Source organism: Streptomyces cyaneochromogenes (assembly GCF_003963535.1).
Classification (GTDB): Bacteria; Actinomycetota; Actinomycetes; order Streptomycetales; family Streptomycetaceae; genus Streptomyces; species Streptomyces shaanxiensis.
The window spans coordinates 2,323,089-2,337,861 of sequence record NZ_CP034539.1 but is presented as its reverse complement, the minus strand read 5'-3'; the positions used below and the strand labels follow the sequence as shown (position 1 = coordinate 2,337,861).

General features: G+C 69.6%; 15 protein-coding genes. 8 read left to right on the top strand and 7 right to left on the bottom strand.

The window, feature by feature from the left end; genetic code table 11:
- Positions 1 to 55 precede the first annotated feature (55 nt).
- Entirely contained in the window at positions 56 to 2,614 is a 2,559-nt protein-coding gene (locus EJ357_RS10320; protein ID WP_175647352.1) for an ABC transporter ATP-binding protein/permease, read from the top strand.
- A gap of 88 nt (positions 2,615 to 2,702) precedes the next feature.
- On the opposite strand, the gene EJ357_RS10315 is transcribed toward EJ357_RS10320, so the two are convergent.
- From EJ357_RS10315 to EJ357_RS10305, 3 genes are all read right to left on the bottom strand, one after another.
- Positions 2,703 to 3,476, bottom strand: coding sequence for a transglycosylase SLT domain-containing protein (locus tag EJ357_RS10315; RefSeq protein ID WP_126390810.1), 774 nt, complete (start codon positions 3,474 to 3,476; stop codon positions 2,703 to 2,705).
- A 300-nt stretch (positions 3,477 to 3,776) separates the two neighbouring features.
- Positions 3,777 to 4,988, bottom strand: a complete 1,212-nt coding sequence (locus EJ357_RS10310; RefSeq protein ID WP_126390808.1) for an S-adenosylmethionine:tRNA ribosyltransferase-isomerase — start codon at positions 4,986 to 4,988, stop codon at positions 3,777 to 3,779.
- Complete coding sequence (locus EJ357_RS10305) at positions 4,985 to 5,683, bottom strand: SDR family NAD(P)-dependent oxidoreductase (RefSeq protein ID WP_126390806.1); 699 nt, start codon at positions 5,681 to 5,683, stop codon at positions 4,985 to 4,987. Before EJ357_RS10305 ends, EJ357_RS10310 begins: the two co-directional genes overlap by 4 nt.
- Before the next feature lie 269 nt (positions 5,684 to 5,952).
- Here EJ357_RS10305 and EJ357_RS10300 point away from each other — a divergent pair, with 269 nt between their 5' ends.
- The 3 genes from EJ357_RS10300 (at position 5,953) to EJ357_RS10290 (ending at position 8,147) form a co-directional block, all read left to right on the top strand.
- Complete coding sequence (locus tag EJ357_RS10300) at positions 5,953 to 7,098, top strand: GAF domain-containing sensor histidine kinase (protein ID WP_126390804.1); 1,146 nt, start codon at positions 5,953 to 5,955, stop codon at positions 7,096 to 7,098.
- Entirely contained in the window at positions 7,091 to 7,732 is a 642-nt protein-coding gene (locus tag EJ357_RS10295) for a response regulator (RefSeq protein ID WP_126390802.1), read from the top strand. The genes EJ357_RS10300 and EJ357_RS10295 overlap by 8 nt, the downstream gene beginning before the upstream one ends.
- Before the next feature lie 169 nt (positions 7,733 to 7,901).
- Positions 7,902 to 8,147 (top strand): chaplin, encoded by a 246-nt coding sequence (locus EJ357_RS10290; protein WP_126390800.1) that lies wholly within the window; start codon positions 7,902 to 7,904, stop codon positions 8,145 to 8,147.
- 203 nt (positions 8,148 to 8,350) lie between these two features.
- Here the strand turns inward: EJ357_RS10290 and EJ357_RS10285 are convergent, their stop codons facing one another.
- Positions 8,351 to 9,139 carry a hypothetical protein gene (locus tag EJ357_RS10285; protein ID WP_126390798.1) on the bottom strand — a complete coding sequence of 263 codons (789 nt, stop codon included), beginning with the start codon at positions 9,137 to 9,139 and terminating at the stop codon, positions 8,351 to 8,353.
- A 146-nt stretch (positions 9,140 to 9,285) separates the two neighbouring features.
- Between EJ357_RS10285 and EJ357_RS10280 the strand changes: the two genes are divergently transcribed.
- The 3 genes from EJ357_RS10280 to EJ357_RS10270 all read left to right on the top strand — a co-directional run bounded on the left by EJ357_RS10280 (position 9,286) and on the right by EJ357_RS10270 (position 11,700).
- Positions 9,286 to 10,083, top strand: a complete 798-nt coding sequence (locus tag EJ357_RS10280) for an ABC transporter ATP-binding protein (RefSeq protein WP_126390796.1) — start codon at positions 9,286 to 9,288, stop codon at positions 10,081 to 10,083.
- Positions 10,084 to 10,188: 105 nt separating this feature from the next.
- On the top strand, positions 10,189 to 10,620 hold the full coding sequence (locus EJ357_RS10275) for an NfeD family protein (RefSeq protein ID WP_126390794.1): 432 nt from the start codon (positions 10,189 to 10,191) through the stop codon (positions 10,618 to 10,620).
- Between the two features lie 132 nt (positions 10,621 to 10,752).
- On the top strand, positions 10,753 to 11,700 hold the full coding sequence (locus EJ357_RS10270; RefSeq protein ID WP_093907364.1) for an SPFH domain-containing protein: 948 nt from the start codon (positions 10,753 to 10,755) through the stop codon (positions 11,698 to 11,700).
- A 165-nt stretch (positions 11,701 to 11,865) separates the two neighbouring features.
- Here the strand turns inward: EJ357_RS10270 and EJ357_RS10265 are convergent, their stop codons facing one another.
- The 3 genes from EJ357_RS10265 to EJ357_RS10255 form a co-directional block, all read right to left on the bottom strand.
- Positions 11,866 to 12,372, bottom strand: coding sequence for an HNH endonuclease (locus EJ357_RS10265; protein WP_126390792.1), 507 nt, complete (start codon positions 12,370 to 12,372; stop codon positions 11,866 to 11,868).
- Positions 12,373 to 12,518: 146 nt separating this feature from the next.
- The gene (locus tag EJ357_RS10260; protein WP_126390790.1) at positions 12,519 to 13,058 is read right to left on the bottom strand and encodes a YbhB/YbcL family Raf kinase inhibitor-like protein; all 540 of its coding nucleotides are present in this window, start codon (positions 13,056 to 13,058) and stop codon (positions 12,519 to 12,521) included.
- A gap of 43 nt (positions 13,059 to 13,101) precedes the next feature.
- The gene (locus EJ357_RS10255; protein WP_126390788.1) at positions 13,102 to 13,884 is read right to left on the bottom strand and encodes a sporulation protein; all 783 of its coding nucleotides are present in this window, start codon (positions 13,882 to 13,884) and stop codon (positions 13,102 to 13,104) included.
- 139 nt (positions 13,885 to 14,023) lie between these two features.
- Here EJ357_RS10255 and EJ357_RS10250 point away from each other — a divergent pair, with 139 nt between their 5' ends.
- Positions 14,024 to 14,674, top strand: a complete 651-nt coding sequence (locus tag EJ357_RS10250; RefSeq protein ID WP_126390786.1) for a DNA-3-methyladenine glycosylase — start codon at positions 14,024 to 14,026, stop codon at positions 14,672 to 14,674.
- Positions 14,675 to 14,773 lie beyond the last annotated feature (99 nt).

The window sequence follows — 14,773 nt, the reverse complement described above, 5'->3', positions numbered from 1 at the left end:
TCCCTAGACTCCCTGTGTTGGGGGTAACTCGGGGGACTACTCAGTGGGGCATGGAGTGCCGGAACTCGTACTGGAATTGAATGGAAGGACCTGGACGCTCGACCCGTCCAGGTCCTACACCCTCGGACGCGATCCGCAGGGCGACATCGTGTTCGACGACGCCAGAGTGTCCTGGCGTCACGCCACGATCAGCTGGGGCGGCCGCAGTTGGGTCCTCGAGGACCACGGCAGCACCAACGGCACCTTCGTGCAGGGCCACCGGATCCATCACCTGGAGATCGGCCCCGGCTCGGAGGTGCACCTGGGCAACGCGACCGACGGACCGCGCCTGAAACTCTCCGGCCCCGCACCCGCCGTCGCCTCTCCGCAGGCCCAGCCACAGCAGCAGCCGTACGCCGCCCAGGGCGCGCAGGCCGGCTGGGCCCAGCAGGCACCGGCCCAGCAGGCACCGGCTCATCAGCCACCGGCCCAGCAGGTCCCGCAACAGCAGGCCCCGCAGGCCGGCTGGCAGCAGCCCCAGCAGGCCGCGGCCCACATCCCGGCCCAGCAGGCCCCCGGCGGTGGCGCGGGGGCACCGCCGGTCTACGGCGACCGCAGCCCCACCACGTTCCACCAGTTCGCCATCGGCCGTGTCATGCGCATCGGCCGTGCCCTGGAGAACGAACTGGTCGTCTCCGACCTCCAGGTCTCCCGCCACCACGCCGAGTTCCACTCGACGCCCGACGGCCGCATGGAGATCCGCGACCTCGGCTCGCACAACGGCACGTACGTCAACGGCCAGCCGATCCCCAAGGGCGGCTCGGCGATGCTCGGCCCCACCGACATCGTGGGCGTCGGCCACTCCACGTTCCGTATCGTCGGCGACCGACTCGAGGAGTTCGTCGACACCGGTGAGGTCTCCTTCTCCGCCCGCCACCTGACCGTCACGGTCGACGGCGGCAAGCAGATCCTCAAGGACGTCTCCTTCGGCGTCCCGGAGAAGTCCCTCATCGCGGTGATCGGCCCGTCCGGCTCCGGCAAGTCGACCCTGCTCAAGGCGCTCACCGGCTACCGCCCCGCCAACCAGGGCGACGTCCTCTACGACAACCGGAACCTCTACAAGCAGTTCGCCGAGCTGCGCCAGCGCATCGGTCTGGTCCCGCAGGACGACATCCTGCACAAGGAGCTGACCGTCAAGAAGGCCCTCAAGTACGCGGCGAAGCTCCGCTTCCCGGCCGACACCACGGCCAAGGAGCGCGAGGCCCGCATCGACGAGGTGCTGCGTGAACTCAAGCTGGACATCCACAAGGAGAAGAAGGTCACCTCCCTCTCCGGCGGCCAGCGCAAGCGCGTCTCGGTGGCCCTGGAGCTGCTCACCAAGCCGTCGCTGATCTTCCTCGACGAGCCCACGTCGGGCCTCGACCCGGGCATGGACCGCGACGTCATGCAGCTGCTGCGCGGCCTCGCCGACGACGGCCGTACGGTCCTCGTCGTCACCCACTCCGTGGCCGAGCTGGCGCTGTGCGACAAGCTCCTGGTGATGGCCCCGGGCGGGGCGGTCGCCTACTTCGGCCCGCCCGAGGAGGCGCTGAACTTCTTCGGCTACGACACCTGGGCCGATGTCTTCTCCGCCTTCGAGAACTACCGCGACTACGACTGGGCGGGACGCTGGAAGGGCTCGCAGCACTACCAGATGTACGCCGCGGACATCGACGCGATTGCTCCGCAGTCCGTACAGATGCCTCCGATGCAGGCGATGAAGCCGCCGAAGCCCCAGGGCTGGATGTCCCAGTTCATCACCCTGGTGCGCCGCTATGTCTCGGTGATCGCCTCCGACAAGGGCTTCCTGGCCCTGATGGTGATCCTGCCGGCCGTCCTCGGCGCGGTGAGCCTGCTCATCGACGCGGACAAGGACCTGCTGGTGAACACGGAGGTGAACCCGAAGACCGGCCTGCCCGTCCCGAACGGCACGGCCACGACCGTCCTGCTGATCCTCGCGGTGGGCGCCTGCTTCGCCGGCGCCGCAAACTCCGTACGTGAGCTGATCAAGGAACGGGTCATCTACGAGCGGGAGCGCGCGACCGGCCTGTCCCGGTCCGCGTACCTGATGTCCAAGGTGTTCGTGCTCGGTGTGATCACCGTGCTGCAGGGCCTGATGGTCGGCGTCATCGGCTTCTCCAGCCGCAAGATCCCCGACGAGGGCCTGGTGCTCGGCAAGCTGACGCTCCTGGAGCTGTCGCTGCCGATCATGGCGTTGGGCTTCAGCTCGATGATGTTCGGCCTGATCATCTCGGCGCTGGTGAAGACGGCCGAGAAGACGATGCCGCTGCTGGTCATGTTCGCGATCATCCAGGTCGTGTTCACCGGCTGCCTGTTCGCCCTGAACGGCTCGATCGGCGTCAACCAGTTCTCGTACCTGATGCCGTCGCGCTGGGCGGTGGGCGCCGCGGGCGCCACGCTGGACTTCAACAGGATCAGCCCGCCGGCCAAGGGCGAGAGCAACGACCCGCTCTGGGAGCACACGGTCGGCGCCTGGACCATGGACATGCTCGCCCTGATCGCCCTCGGCGTGATCTGCGGCTTCTTCGTGGCCCGCTTCCTGCGCCGGCACGAGCCCGAGGTCATGCGCAAGTAGTCGCTGTCGTACGACGCCCGAAGGGCGGCACCCCGTCAGGAGGGTGCCGCCCTTCGGCGTACGGATCAGAGGCCCGCGCCTACCTCGATCAGTACGCGCTGTTGACGTTGTCGATCGAGCCGTACCGGTCGGCCGCGTAGTTGGCGGCGGCGGTGAGGTTGGCGACCGGGTCGTACTGGCTGAAGGCCGTACCCGGGACGTGGTACGCGTCGAAGGTCGGCTTGATGACCTGGAGCAGACCGATCGACGGGACGCCGTTCTGGGCGTTGATGTCCCAGTTGTTGATGGCGTTCGGGTTACCCGAGGACTCCCGCATGGTGTTGCGGTAGAGGCCGTCGTAGGTGCCCGGGATGTTGTGCTTCTTCATGATGTCCAGGGCCTCACGGATCCAGCCGTCGAGGTTGTTGGCGTAGGTCTTGGCCGCGACCGGCTTGACCTGTATGCGCTTGGCGGACCGGCTGGCGGCCTCCTTGGCCTTGCGGGCGGCCTCGGCCTTCTTCTCGGCGGCGGCCTCGGCGGCCTGCTTCTTGACGACAGCCACGTGGGCCCGGTGCTTGGCGGCGGCCTCCGCGGCCCGGTGCTTGGCGGCAGCCACGGCGGCCTTGTGCTTGGCCGACATCTGCTCGGCCTTCACCTTGTCGCCGGCCAGCTGGTCGGTGACGCTGCCCTTGACGTCCTTGATCTGCTCATTGCTGTAAGCCACCTGGCCCGTGGGGGCCTCGGCCGTGGTCGTCTGAGCGTTGCCGGGGACGGCGGAGAAGGCGAGGGCGGCGGCGCCGAGGGTGGCGACACCGGCGATCGCGATCTTGTGCCGCTGGGTCAGCGCACGAATGGGACCGCGGTTCTTGGTGTTCTTGAGCATGGCAGATTGACCTCTTCGAATAGCGCAGGAGGTCGCTCGCTGTCCGTCGGGGGACACGGGTGCTTCCGGCACAAACGCCGCGGGCGGAACCCGCGGCGCTGAGCGACGAGAGCAATTCTTAGCGGCCGCAAAATTGCGTGGCAAAGGTGTGACGTACGATCCCCGATAGTGGAGCCGGGAAGGGCAAAATAGGACAGACAGGACCGTCTATGCCGTTCAAATGGGACGCCTCTACCTACTACGGACTTTCGTACGTGACCTGCGCCCTATGCGCGGGCTCACATCGGCCTCGTAACAGTCTCACCGGCAGTTGCTGGAGCAATGCTCTGAGTGAGGAGCCTCCGACGGGAGGATGAGATGCACGTCGCCGAACTCGTGCCAGAGGTAGAGCTCTCGCAGTGCCGCCTCATAGCCGCGGCCGACAGCGGCTCGACCCGCGACCGCCTCCAGCATCAGCAGGTGCGAGGCCTCCGGCTCGTGCAGCCCGGTCAGCAGCCCGTCCACCACCCGCACCCCGCGCTCCGGGGTGACGACGAGGTCCGTCCACCCCGCACGCGCGCGTACGACCCCGTCGGCGTCCGCCGCCGACTCCACGGCCCGCACGGCCGTGGTCCCGACCGCGACGACCCTCCCGTCGCCCGCCCTCGCCGCGTTGATGAGCCGGGCCGACGACTCCGGCACCGCGAACCGCTCCGGATACGGCGGCTCGTGCGCCTCGGCCGAGGCCACCCCGGTGTGCAGCGTGATCGGCGCGAACTGCACACCCCGGCTCACCAGCTCCGTCACCATCCGCACCGTGAAGGGCCGCGCCGCGCTCGGCATCTCCGCACTGCCCGTGCCGTCGGCCGACGGCAACGCGAACACCGTTTGGTAAACGGACAACGGCTGATCCCGCTCCGTATAGGAGTAGCGAATCGGCCGCCCGTGCTCACGCATCAGCCCGAGGACGACGGCCCCCTCAGGGTCGATGCCCGGCGGGTCCTGCGCGCCGGCGACCCGCGGGTCCTGTGGTCCGCCTCCTGCCCCCTGCGGGCCGGCGATCCGTGAGTTCTGCGTGCAGGGGGCCCCTGCCCCCTGCGCTCCGCCCACCCGTGCCCACCACAGCCGCTCGCTCCCGGCGCTCAGCGGCTCCTCCAGCACCAGCCACAACCCATCCGGCAGCCGCACCTCGGTCCCCGTGGGCCCGCCCGCACGCGCGCGCGTGGTGCCCCGCTCGTCGGGATCCCGCAGCTCGACCGCCCACCGCCCGTCGTCCCCGCGCGTGGAGAAGTGCACCACCACACGCGCGTGCCCGATCCGCCCGTCCACGGCGGCGGCCAGCGTCTCCGAGGTGTTGACGACCAGCAGGTCCCCGGCCCGCAGCAGCCGCGGCAGCTCGCCGAACGCGTGATGCGACACCTCCGTGCCCCGGGACACCAGCAGCCGTACGGCATCCCGGTCCAGCCCCGGCCCACGCTGCTCGGCCGGCACCCGGGCCGACAACTCCTCCGGCACCGTCACCGCCAGCGTCATCGCCGCCCCTCCAACAGAGACGGCGCCCCGTGGCGGCCGCTCGCCGGGCGCTCGTCCAGCAGGCGCAGGAAGGCCGGCACCACACTGTCCGGCGCCGGCCGCGGATCGTCGTCGTCCGGTACGGCCGCCGCGTACAGGTCCGTGGCCATGTCCCCGGGGTCCACCGCCCACACCCGCAGCCCGGGCTCCTCCTCGCCGAGCACCGCCGCGAGATGGTCCAGCGCGGCCTTCGACGCCCCGTACCCGCCCCAGGTGGCGTACGCCTCGGCGGCCGCGTCCGAGCTGACCGTGATCACCGTGCCCGTCCCGGACGCCCGCAGCAGCGGCAGCGCCTCCTGGACGAGGGCCAACGCGGCGACCACGTTCACCTCCAGCGCCCGCCGCAGCCCCGCCAGGGGCAGCTCGTCCAGCCGTACCAGCGGCTCGGCGCCCAGTGCGCTGGCGTTGTTCACCAGCAGATCGACGCCGCCCAGCTGCCAGGCGGCGGCCACCAGCCCGGCCCGGTGCCCGGCGTCCGTGACGTCCCCCGGCACGGCCGTCACGCGCGTGCCGTACACCTGAAGCCCCGCCGCCGTCTCCTGGAGGACCTCCGCCGTCCTGGCGTCGAGCACCAGGTCCCAGCCCCGCCCGGCCAGCGCCTCGGCGAGCGCCCGCCCCAGTCCCTTCGAGGCCCCCGTGATGATCGCTACCGGCATGACAACCGTCCCCTCGTCCCGGACCGCCTCCGATCGGCGGTGCCCTCAACGTAGGAACCGGAACGCCCGCTCCGCCTCGGACGCGGGCCGCAAAGCGGCGGGGCCCTTCGTCCTACGCCGCCCACCAGGGCCTTTCGTCCTACGTCGCGCGCCGGGGGCCCGTCGCCCTACGCAGCCGAGCCCGGGACCACAGCCCTAGGTCCCGCGCCCCAGCCGGCCGCCGCCACAGGTCCGATCCGGCTGTCACACCCCGCCGGTACCGTGAGGGCATGAGTCAAGGTCCCAGGTCCGGCCTCGCCGCGGTGAGTTCCGCGTTGCTGGCCATGAGCAGGCATCTGGAGGTGCGCGACGTCCTCAAGACGATCGTCGCCTCGGCCCGCGAGCTGCTCGGCGCGCAGTACGCCGCGCTCGGAGTGCCGGACGACCACGGCGGCTTCGCCCAGTTCGTGGTCGACGGGGTCAGCGACGAGCAGTGGAAGGCCATCGGCCCGCTGCCCCGCCAGCACGGCATCCTCGCCGCGATGCTCCAGGAGGCCGAGGTCGAGCGCCTCGCGGACGTGCGCAAGGACCCGCGCTTCGAGGGCTGGCCCTCGGCGCACCCCGACATGTCCGACTTCCTGGGCCTGCCGATCCGCGACGGCGACGAGGTCATCGGCGCGCTGTTCCTCGCCAACAAGAACTGCCCGAAGCCGGAGGGAAGTTGCGGCTTCACGCAGGAGGACGAGGAACTCCTCTCCATCCTCGCCCAGCACGCCGCGATCGCCCTCACCAACGCCCGCCTCTACGAGCGCAGCCGCGAGCTGACGATCTCCGAGGAGCGCTCGCGCCTGGCCCACGAACTGCACGACGCGGTCAGCCAGAAGCTGTTCTCCCTGCGTCTGACGGCCCAGGCCGCCGCCGCCCTGATCGACCGTGACCCGTCCCGCGCCAAGGGCGAGTTGCACCAGGTGGCCGCACTCGCCGCCGAGGCCGCCGACGAACTGCGCGCCGCGGTCGTCGAGTTGCGCCCCGCCGCCCTGGACGAGGACGGCCTCGTAGCCACCCTGCGTACCCAGATCCAGGTCCTCGACCGCGCCCACAGCGCGCACGTGACCTTCGCCGGTCGCGGCGTGAAGGCGCTGCCCTCCGCCCAGGAGGAGGCCGTGCTGCGTGTCGCCCAGGAGGCCCTGCACAACGCCCTTCGGCACTCCGGAGCCGAGCACGTCGACGTGACGCTGGACCGGCGCGGCAGCGGAGCCGTCCTGCGGGTCACGGACGACGGCAACGGCTTCGACCCGAAGGCGATACGCCGCGCCGGGCGCCACCTGGGCCTGGTCTCGATGCGGGACCGCGCGAGCGGGGTCGGCGGCACGCTGACCGTGGAATCGGCGCCCGGCAAGGGCACCACGATCGAAATGGAGGCTCCCGGTGGCTGACGCAATCAAGGTGCTGCTCGTCGACGACCACCAGGTGGTCCGCCGGGGCCTGCGCACCTTCCTCGAGGTGCAGGACGACATCGAGGTCGTGGGCGAGGCCGCCGACGGCGCCGAAGGAGTGGCCCGCGCGGAGGAACTGAAGCCGGACGTCGTCCTCATGGACGTCAAGATGCCGGGCATGGACGGCGTCGACGCCCTGCGCAAGCTCCGCGAACTGGACAACCCCGCGCGCGTGCTGATCGTCACCAGCTTCACCGAACAGCGCACGGTGATCCCCGCCCTGCGCGCGGGCGCCGCCGGTTACGTCTACAAGGACGTGGACCCGGACGCACTCGCCGGTGCCATCCGCTCGGTCCACGCCGGCCACATCCTGCTCCAACCCGAGGTCGCGGGCGCCCTGTTGTCCCAGGAGGAGGCCAACTCGGGGCAGGGGAGGGCAGGTTCCCTGACCGAGCGGGAGCGCGAGGTGCTCGGTCTGATCGCGGACGGCCGCTCGAACCGGGAGATAGCCAGGGCCCTGGTCCTGTCGGAGAAGACCGTCAAGACCCACGTCTCGAACATCCTGATGAAGCTCGACCTGGCAGACCGCACACAGGCGGCCCTGTGGGCCGTACGCCATGGCGTGACCGGCTGAAACGCTCTCCGCAGGACGTCACCGACGGCAATATGGAGCGTTCCGCTCCGGACTGAGATTCATACCGTCGTGGGAATGTCCCCCAGATGGCGCATCCTCCGCGGATCTCCGCCGTTCTTCAGTGCGTGCTGCGGCGACTTGCCGCGGCAATCGCAAGGAGGGCTTAGAAGTGAAGAACCTGAAGAAGGCAGCGGCTGTGACGATGGTGGCCGGTGGCCTGCTGGCCGCCGGTGCCGGAATGGCCTCCGCCACCGACGCCGCGCAGGCCGAGGGCAAGGCCGTGGGCTCCCCGGGCATCGCCTCGGGCAACGTCGTCCAGGTCCCGGTGAAGGTCCCGGTCAACATCTCCGGCAACAGCGTGAACGTCGTCGGCGTCCTGAACCCCGCCTTCGGCAACCTGGCCGTCAACAACTGACGCCGCCTCGAAGCGAGCAGTGACCTCCGGCCTCCCGGGTACCCCGGGAGGCCGGTCTGTTTGCCGGCTCACCACTGAGGGCTGAGCCTGCGGGCAGTCGTGCCGCCGGGGCGGCACGGGTGGGCGCAGGCGGCACCCGTCGGCGCCGGGTTGCGCGACCTACCCCCGCCCAGCCCCGCGCCGGGCACCAGCCCAGCCGACGCTCACCGCACGCCCCGCTCCCGCTCCTCCACATACGCGTTGTACGCCGCCACCTGCGCCCGCCGAGCCACCCGCTCCACCGGCCGCAGCGCCTCCGCCCGAGCTCTCATCTCAGCGGAGCTGACCGCAGCCCCGTGCCCGTTCTCACACGCCAGCGACACCAGCAACCCCACCCGCTGCGCCAGCTCCAGCACCCGCACCGCCCGGGGCGGATACCCCGGCGCCAACACTTCCCGCCCCCGCTCGGCCCGCGCCCGATACGCGTCGATCGCCGCCTCCGCCACCGGCCCCGACCCGGCGACATCCAACCGCGACAACACCTCGGTCGCGTCCCGCAGGGCCTCCGCCAGCTCCCGCTCGGCCTCCCCCAGGGAGGGCACATCGGCGGGCGGCGCCTCCCGCACGGCCAGACAGTGCCAGACCACCTCGACATGCACATCACCGTCGGGCCCGGCCTCGTACACCTCGGGCACCAGCCCGAACGCGGCCCCGTGACAGACGACCGCCTGCTCGGCCTCCATCGCCCGCGCATTGAACTCCGGCGGCCCGCTCAACCCCAGCGGATGCCCCGGCGCGGGCAGCGCGACCCGCAGCCCGCTCACCCCGAGCGCCCGCAGCCGCCCCAGCGCCAGCGTGAGCCCGACCGGCGCGGACTCACCCGGCAGCCCCTCCACCCGGTGCACGGCATCGTCCCCGACGATCTCGAGCACAGCGTCATCCGGCGAGACAAGTCCGGCCAAAAGGGCATTTCCCCAAGCCGCAAGGCGTCCTGAACGTGGTTCCGAGAGCATGCCCCCACCCTAAGGACCGGACCGATGGAATGAAGCGGTGGACCGGTGGCGTAGATTTCCTTGAGGGCTGCGCCCACAGGCGCACGCGACCACCGAGACGCCGAGACGCCGACACCGGTCACACTGCAAGGGGAGACAACGCGCTCATGAGCGATGTTCTGGAGCTTCAGGACGTATCCGTGGTCCGTGAGGGCCGGGCTCTGGTGGACCAGGTCTCCTGGTCGGTCAAGGAAGGCGAGCGCTGGGTCATCCTCGGCCCCAACGGCGCCGGCAAGACCACCGTTCTGAACCTCGCCTCCAGCTACCTCTACCCCAGCAAGGGCACCGTCTCCATCCTCGGCGAGACCCTCGGCAAGCCCGGCACCGACGTCTTCGAGCTGCGCCCGCGCATCGGCACGGCCGGTGTCGCGATGATCGACAAGCTGCCCAAGCGCCAGACCGTCCTGCAGACCGTGCTGACCGCCGCGTACGGCATGACCGCCGGCTGGCACGAGGACTACGACGAGATCGACGAGCAGCGCGCCCGCGCCTTCCTCGACCGCCTCGGCATGAGCGACTACCTGGACCGGAAGTTCGGCACCCTCTCCGAGGGCGAGCGCAAGCGCACCCTCATCGCCCGCGCCCTGATGACCGACCCCGAGCTGCTCCTCCTCGACGAGCCCGCCGCCGGCCTCGACCTCGGCGGCCGCGAGGACCTCGTCCGCCGCCTCGGCCGGCTCGCCCGCGACCCGATCGCCCCCTCCATGATCATGGTCACGCACCACGTCGAGGAGATCGCCCCCGGCTTCACCCACGTCCTGATGATCCGTCAGGGCAAGGTCCTCGCCGCCGGCCCGCTGGAACTCGAGCTCACCTCGCGCAACCTCTCCCTCTGCTTCGGCCTGCCCCTCGTCGTCGAACAGGTCGGCGACCGCTGGACCGCACAAGGCCTCCCCCTGTCCTGACCCCGCCCTTCACCCCGCGAACTCTCGGCGAAACCCCGGTAAGAAGGCCCTTCAAACTGATCGGCGCCCTGTCCGCGACAGGGCCCGCAGTCATACCATGACCATGTGGAAATCGACGCGTGGGTTTGGTGGTTGATCGGCGCGGCAGCGCTCGGCATCGGGCTCGTGATCACCGCGATGCCCGAACTCGGCATGCTGGCGGTCGGTGCCGTCGCGGCCGCGGTGGTCGCCGGCATCTTCGGCGGTGACGCCGTCATCCAGGTCGTGGCTTTCGTCGTCATCTCGACCGCACTCATCGCCGTCGTACGACCCATCGCGAACCGGCATCGCGCGCAGCGGCCCCAACTGGCCACCGGCATCGAGGCGTTGAAGGGCAAACAGGCCGTCGTCCTGGAACGCGTCGACGCCTCCGGCGGCCGGATCAAGCTCGCCGGAGAGGTCTGGTCGGCACGCGCCCTCGACACCGACCGCGCCTACGAAGTAGGCCAGGAAGTGGACGTCGTGGACATCGAGGGGGCCACGGCGATCGTCATGTGACCTCGCCCGACGTAAGTGGCGCGAACCCGCCACGAGGCGCACGACGGTCTGTCAGACTCGACCAGCAAGATCTTCAACAACCATAAGATCTGCGGAAAACGCCGCGGTGGAGAAGGGGTACGGGGAACGACGATGGAACCGGTCATCATCGTCCTGATCATTCTGGTGGTGTTGGTCTTCATCGCCCTGATCAAGACGATCCAGGTCATCCCACAGGCGAGTGCGGCCATCGTCGAACGCTTCGGTCGCTACACGCGGACACTCAACGCGGGCCTCAACATCGTGGTCCCGTTCATCGACACCATCCGCAACCGCATCGACCTGCGTGAACAGGTCGTGCCGTTCCCGCCGCAGCCGGTGATCACCCAGGACAACCTGGTCGTGAACATCGACACGGTCATCTACTACCAGGTGACCGACGCCCGCGCCGCCACCTACGAAGTGGCCAGCTACATCCAGGCAATCGAGCAGCTGACGGTCACCACACTGCGCAACATCATCGGTGGCATGGACCTCGAGCGCACCCTGACCTCCCGCGAGGAGATCAACGCGGCGCTGCGAGGCGTCCTCGACGAGGCGACGGGCAAGTGGGGAATCCGGGTCAACCGAGTCGAACTGAAGGCGATCGAACCCCCCACCTCCATCCAGGACTCGATGGAGAAGCAGATGCGCGCCGACCGCGACAAGCGCGCCGCCATCCTCACCGCCGAAGGTACGCGCCAGGCCGCCATCCTCACCGCGGAGGGCGAGAAGCAGTCCCAGATCCTGCGCGCCGAGGGTGAGGCCAAGGCGGCGGCCCTGCGAGCCGAGGGTGAGGCTCAAGCAGTCCGCACGGTCTTCGAGGCGATCCACGCAGGCGACCCGGACCAGAAGCTCCTGTCCTACCAGTACCTCCAGATGCTCCCCAAGATCGCCGAGGGCGACGCCAACAAGCTCTGGATCGTCCCCAGCGAAATCGGCGACGCCCTCAAGGGCCTCTCCGGCGCGATGGGCAACCTGGGCGGCCTGGGCGGAGGCAACGGGTCGTCCGGCAACAGCGGTTCAGGCGCGGAACGCCGAGAGAAGCCGTCGATCGACTGACGCCAAGTCGGCCGTACGACAAAGGGGCCCGCCTTCTGAGGAAGGCGGGCCCAAAGGCTTTTCAGGGGCGCGGGGCTGTATCGATGTGCGGCTCCGCCGCGTGGGCGCGACCAGCCCCAACGCACCCGCAGCCAACGAACAACACCAGGTCCTACGGCGACCAGTTCACGCCGCGTCCAGAGCAAGCCAATCCGGCAGCGCAGCAAACTCGTCGGCCCCCAGCGCCAGCAGCATCGCATCAGCCGGCGTCGGCTCGAACGGCTCCCGAAGCAACGGCATACCCGCCTGCTCAGGCGTCCGGTCAGCCTTCCGATGATTGTCCTCCGCACACGAGGCGACCGTGTTCAGCCACGTGTCCTGCCCACCGTGCGACCGCGGCACCACATGGTCCACCGTCGTGGCCCTGCGCCCGCAGTACGCGCACCTGTGCCGGTCACGCACCAGCACACCCCGCCTCGACCACGGCGCTTGTCTTCGGAACGGCACCCGTACGTACCTGCACAGCCGGATCACCCGGGGCGCGGGTATGTCGACCTCGGCTCCACGCATGCGCAGTTCGGGGTGGGCCTGCTCGACGACGGCCTTGTCCTGAAGCACCAGAACGACGGCTCGATTCAACGTCACCGTCGACAGCGGCTCGAAACTCGCGTTGAGTACCAACGTGTCCCGCATGACCAGCCCACCTCCCGTGTGCACCTGCCCACCCCCTGGCGGACTGGGATCAACTCTGGCCGGGCGCGCCGAGATGGACAACGAAATAAAAAATGCCCGCCCCTGATCACTTCCAAGACCAGGGGCGGGCAAACGTTCCATGAACGTCAGGCTTCGGCGGGCGCCTCGTACTCACCGATCACATGGGCACGCGCGATCGCGTGGAACCTCAGGTTGAAGCCGACGACGGCCGGGCTGGCGTCCGAGTCCGGACCGAGCTTCTCCTGGTCCACGGCGTACACCGTGAACACATAGCGGTGCGGCCCGTCGCCCGGGGGCGGCGCTGCACCACCGAAGTCCTTCGACCCGTAGTCGTTCCGCGCCTGTACGGCCCCCTCCGGCAGCCCCTCGAACTTGCCGCTGCCCGCCCCCGCCGGCAACTCCGTCACGGAGGCCGGGATGTCGAAGACGACCCAGTGCCAGAACCCGCTGCCCGTAGGGGCGTCGGGGTCGTAGCAGGTCACGGCGAAGCTCTTGGTCTCGGCCGGGAAGCCCTCCCAGCGCAGCTGGGGCGAGGTGTTGCCGTCCGCGTAGACCTGAGCGTCCTTGAGGGTCCCGCCGTGCTCGACGTCCTCGCTCGCGACCGTGAACGACGGCACGGGCGGATGGAAGTCGTGCGGCAGCGGCCGCCTCTTCAGCTCGGTCACTTCGATACCTCCTGACGAACCAGTGGAATCAGCAGTTCCGAGCCTAGAACCAGTTGCGCTTGCTGCCGACCTCGGACAGCCACTGGTTGAGATACGCCGCCCAGTCCGTCCCGTGGAAGTCGTTCAGACCCACCTGGAACGACCGGAAGGTGTCGCTGCCCTCGCTGAACAGCCCCGGCTTCTTGTCCATTTCCAGGACGACGTCCATCGCGTTCTCGTCCGCGACGAAGCTCAACTCGACCTGGTTGATGCCGCGGTACTGCTGCGGCGGGAAGAACTCGATCTCCTGGTAGAACGGCAGCTTCTGCCGCGTACCCCGGATGTGGCCGCGCTCCATGTCCGCGTTCTTGAAGCGGAAGCCCAACTGGATGAAGGCGTCGAGGATCGCCTTCTGCGCGGGCAGCGGGTGCACGTTGATCGGGTCCAGGTCGGTGGAGTCCACGGCCCGCGCGATCGCCAGCTCCGTCGTCACACCGATGTTCATGCCGCGCAGCGTCTGACCGTCGATCGTCGTGACCGGCGTCTCCCACGGGATCTCCAGCCCGAAGGGCACCGCGTGCACAGCCCCGGCCTGCAGCTCGAAGGCACCACCGAGCGGCAGCTTCGTGAACTCGATGTCCTGCTTGTACTCCGAGTCCTGGCCCTCGACCTCGACGCGGGCCTGCAGGCCCACGGACAGGCCCTCGATGTCCTGGCTCACGGACCCGCCCTGAATCCGCACCTCACCCTGGACGACACCGCCCGGAACGACGTTGACCTCCGTCAGCACCGTCTCGACCGAAGCCCCACCGGCCCCCAGGCTCGCGAGCAGCTTCTTGAACGCCATGTCTCTCCTCTTTCAGAGTGGATCCTTGATCCCTACAAACGCGATCCGGTCGTGGCCGGTTCCGCGCTCCCACCCTGGCAAGGTGCACGTCCCCTGACCACCCCGTCGCAACCACCCGTCTGCACTACCCTCGGACGGCATGATCGCGACCCCCGACCGTACGCCCCTCCCCAGGGACTTCTTCGACCGGCCCGTCCTGGAGGTCGCCCCCGACCTCCTGGGCCGCATCCTCGTACGCACCACACCGGACGGTCCGATCGCCCTGCGCCTCACGGAGGTCGAGGCCTACGACGGCCCGAGCGACCCCGGCTCCCATGCCTATCGCGGTCGCACCGCCCGCAACGACGTGATGTTCGGTCCCCCCGGACGCGTCTACGTCTACTTCACCTACGGCATGTGGCACTGCATGAACCTGGTGTGCGGCCCCGACGGCCAAGCGAGCGCGGTCCTGCTCCGGGCCGGCGAGATCGTCGAGGGCAGCGAGCTCGCTCGCAAACGTCGACTCTCGGCCCGCAACGACAAGGAACTGGCCAAAGGACCGGCACGTCTGGCCACCGCCCTGGACGTGGACCGGTCCCTGGACGGCACGGACGCCTGTGCCTCCGGCGAGACACAGCTGCGGATCCTCGCCGGCACTCCGATCCCCTCCGACCAGGTACGCAACGGCCCCCGCACCGGCGTGGCAGGTGACGGCGGCAACGGCGACATCCACCCGTGGCGCTTCTGGATCGCCGACGACCCAACGGTGAGCCCCTATAGGGCCCATGTCCCGCGGCGCCGCTCAAGTTGACGCTCCTTGGAGAGGCGCGTAACGTAGCCCGAGCCGCTGAACCGGGTACTGCGTAGTCAGCAGCCGGAGCGGCCAACCCACTACCTACGAACACCCTCA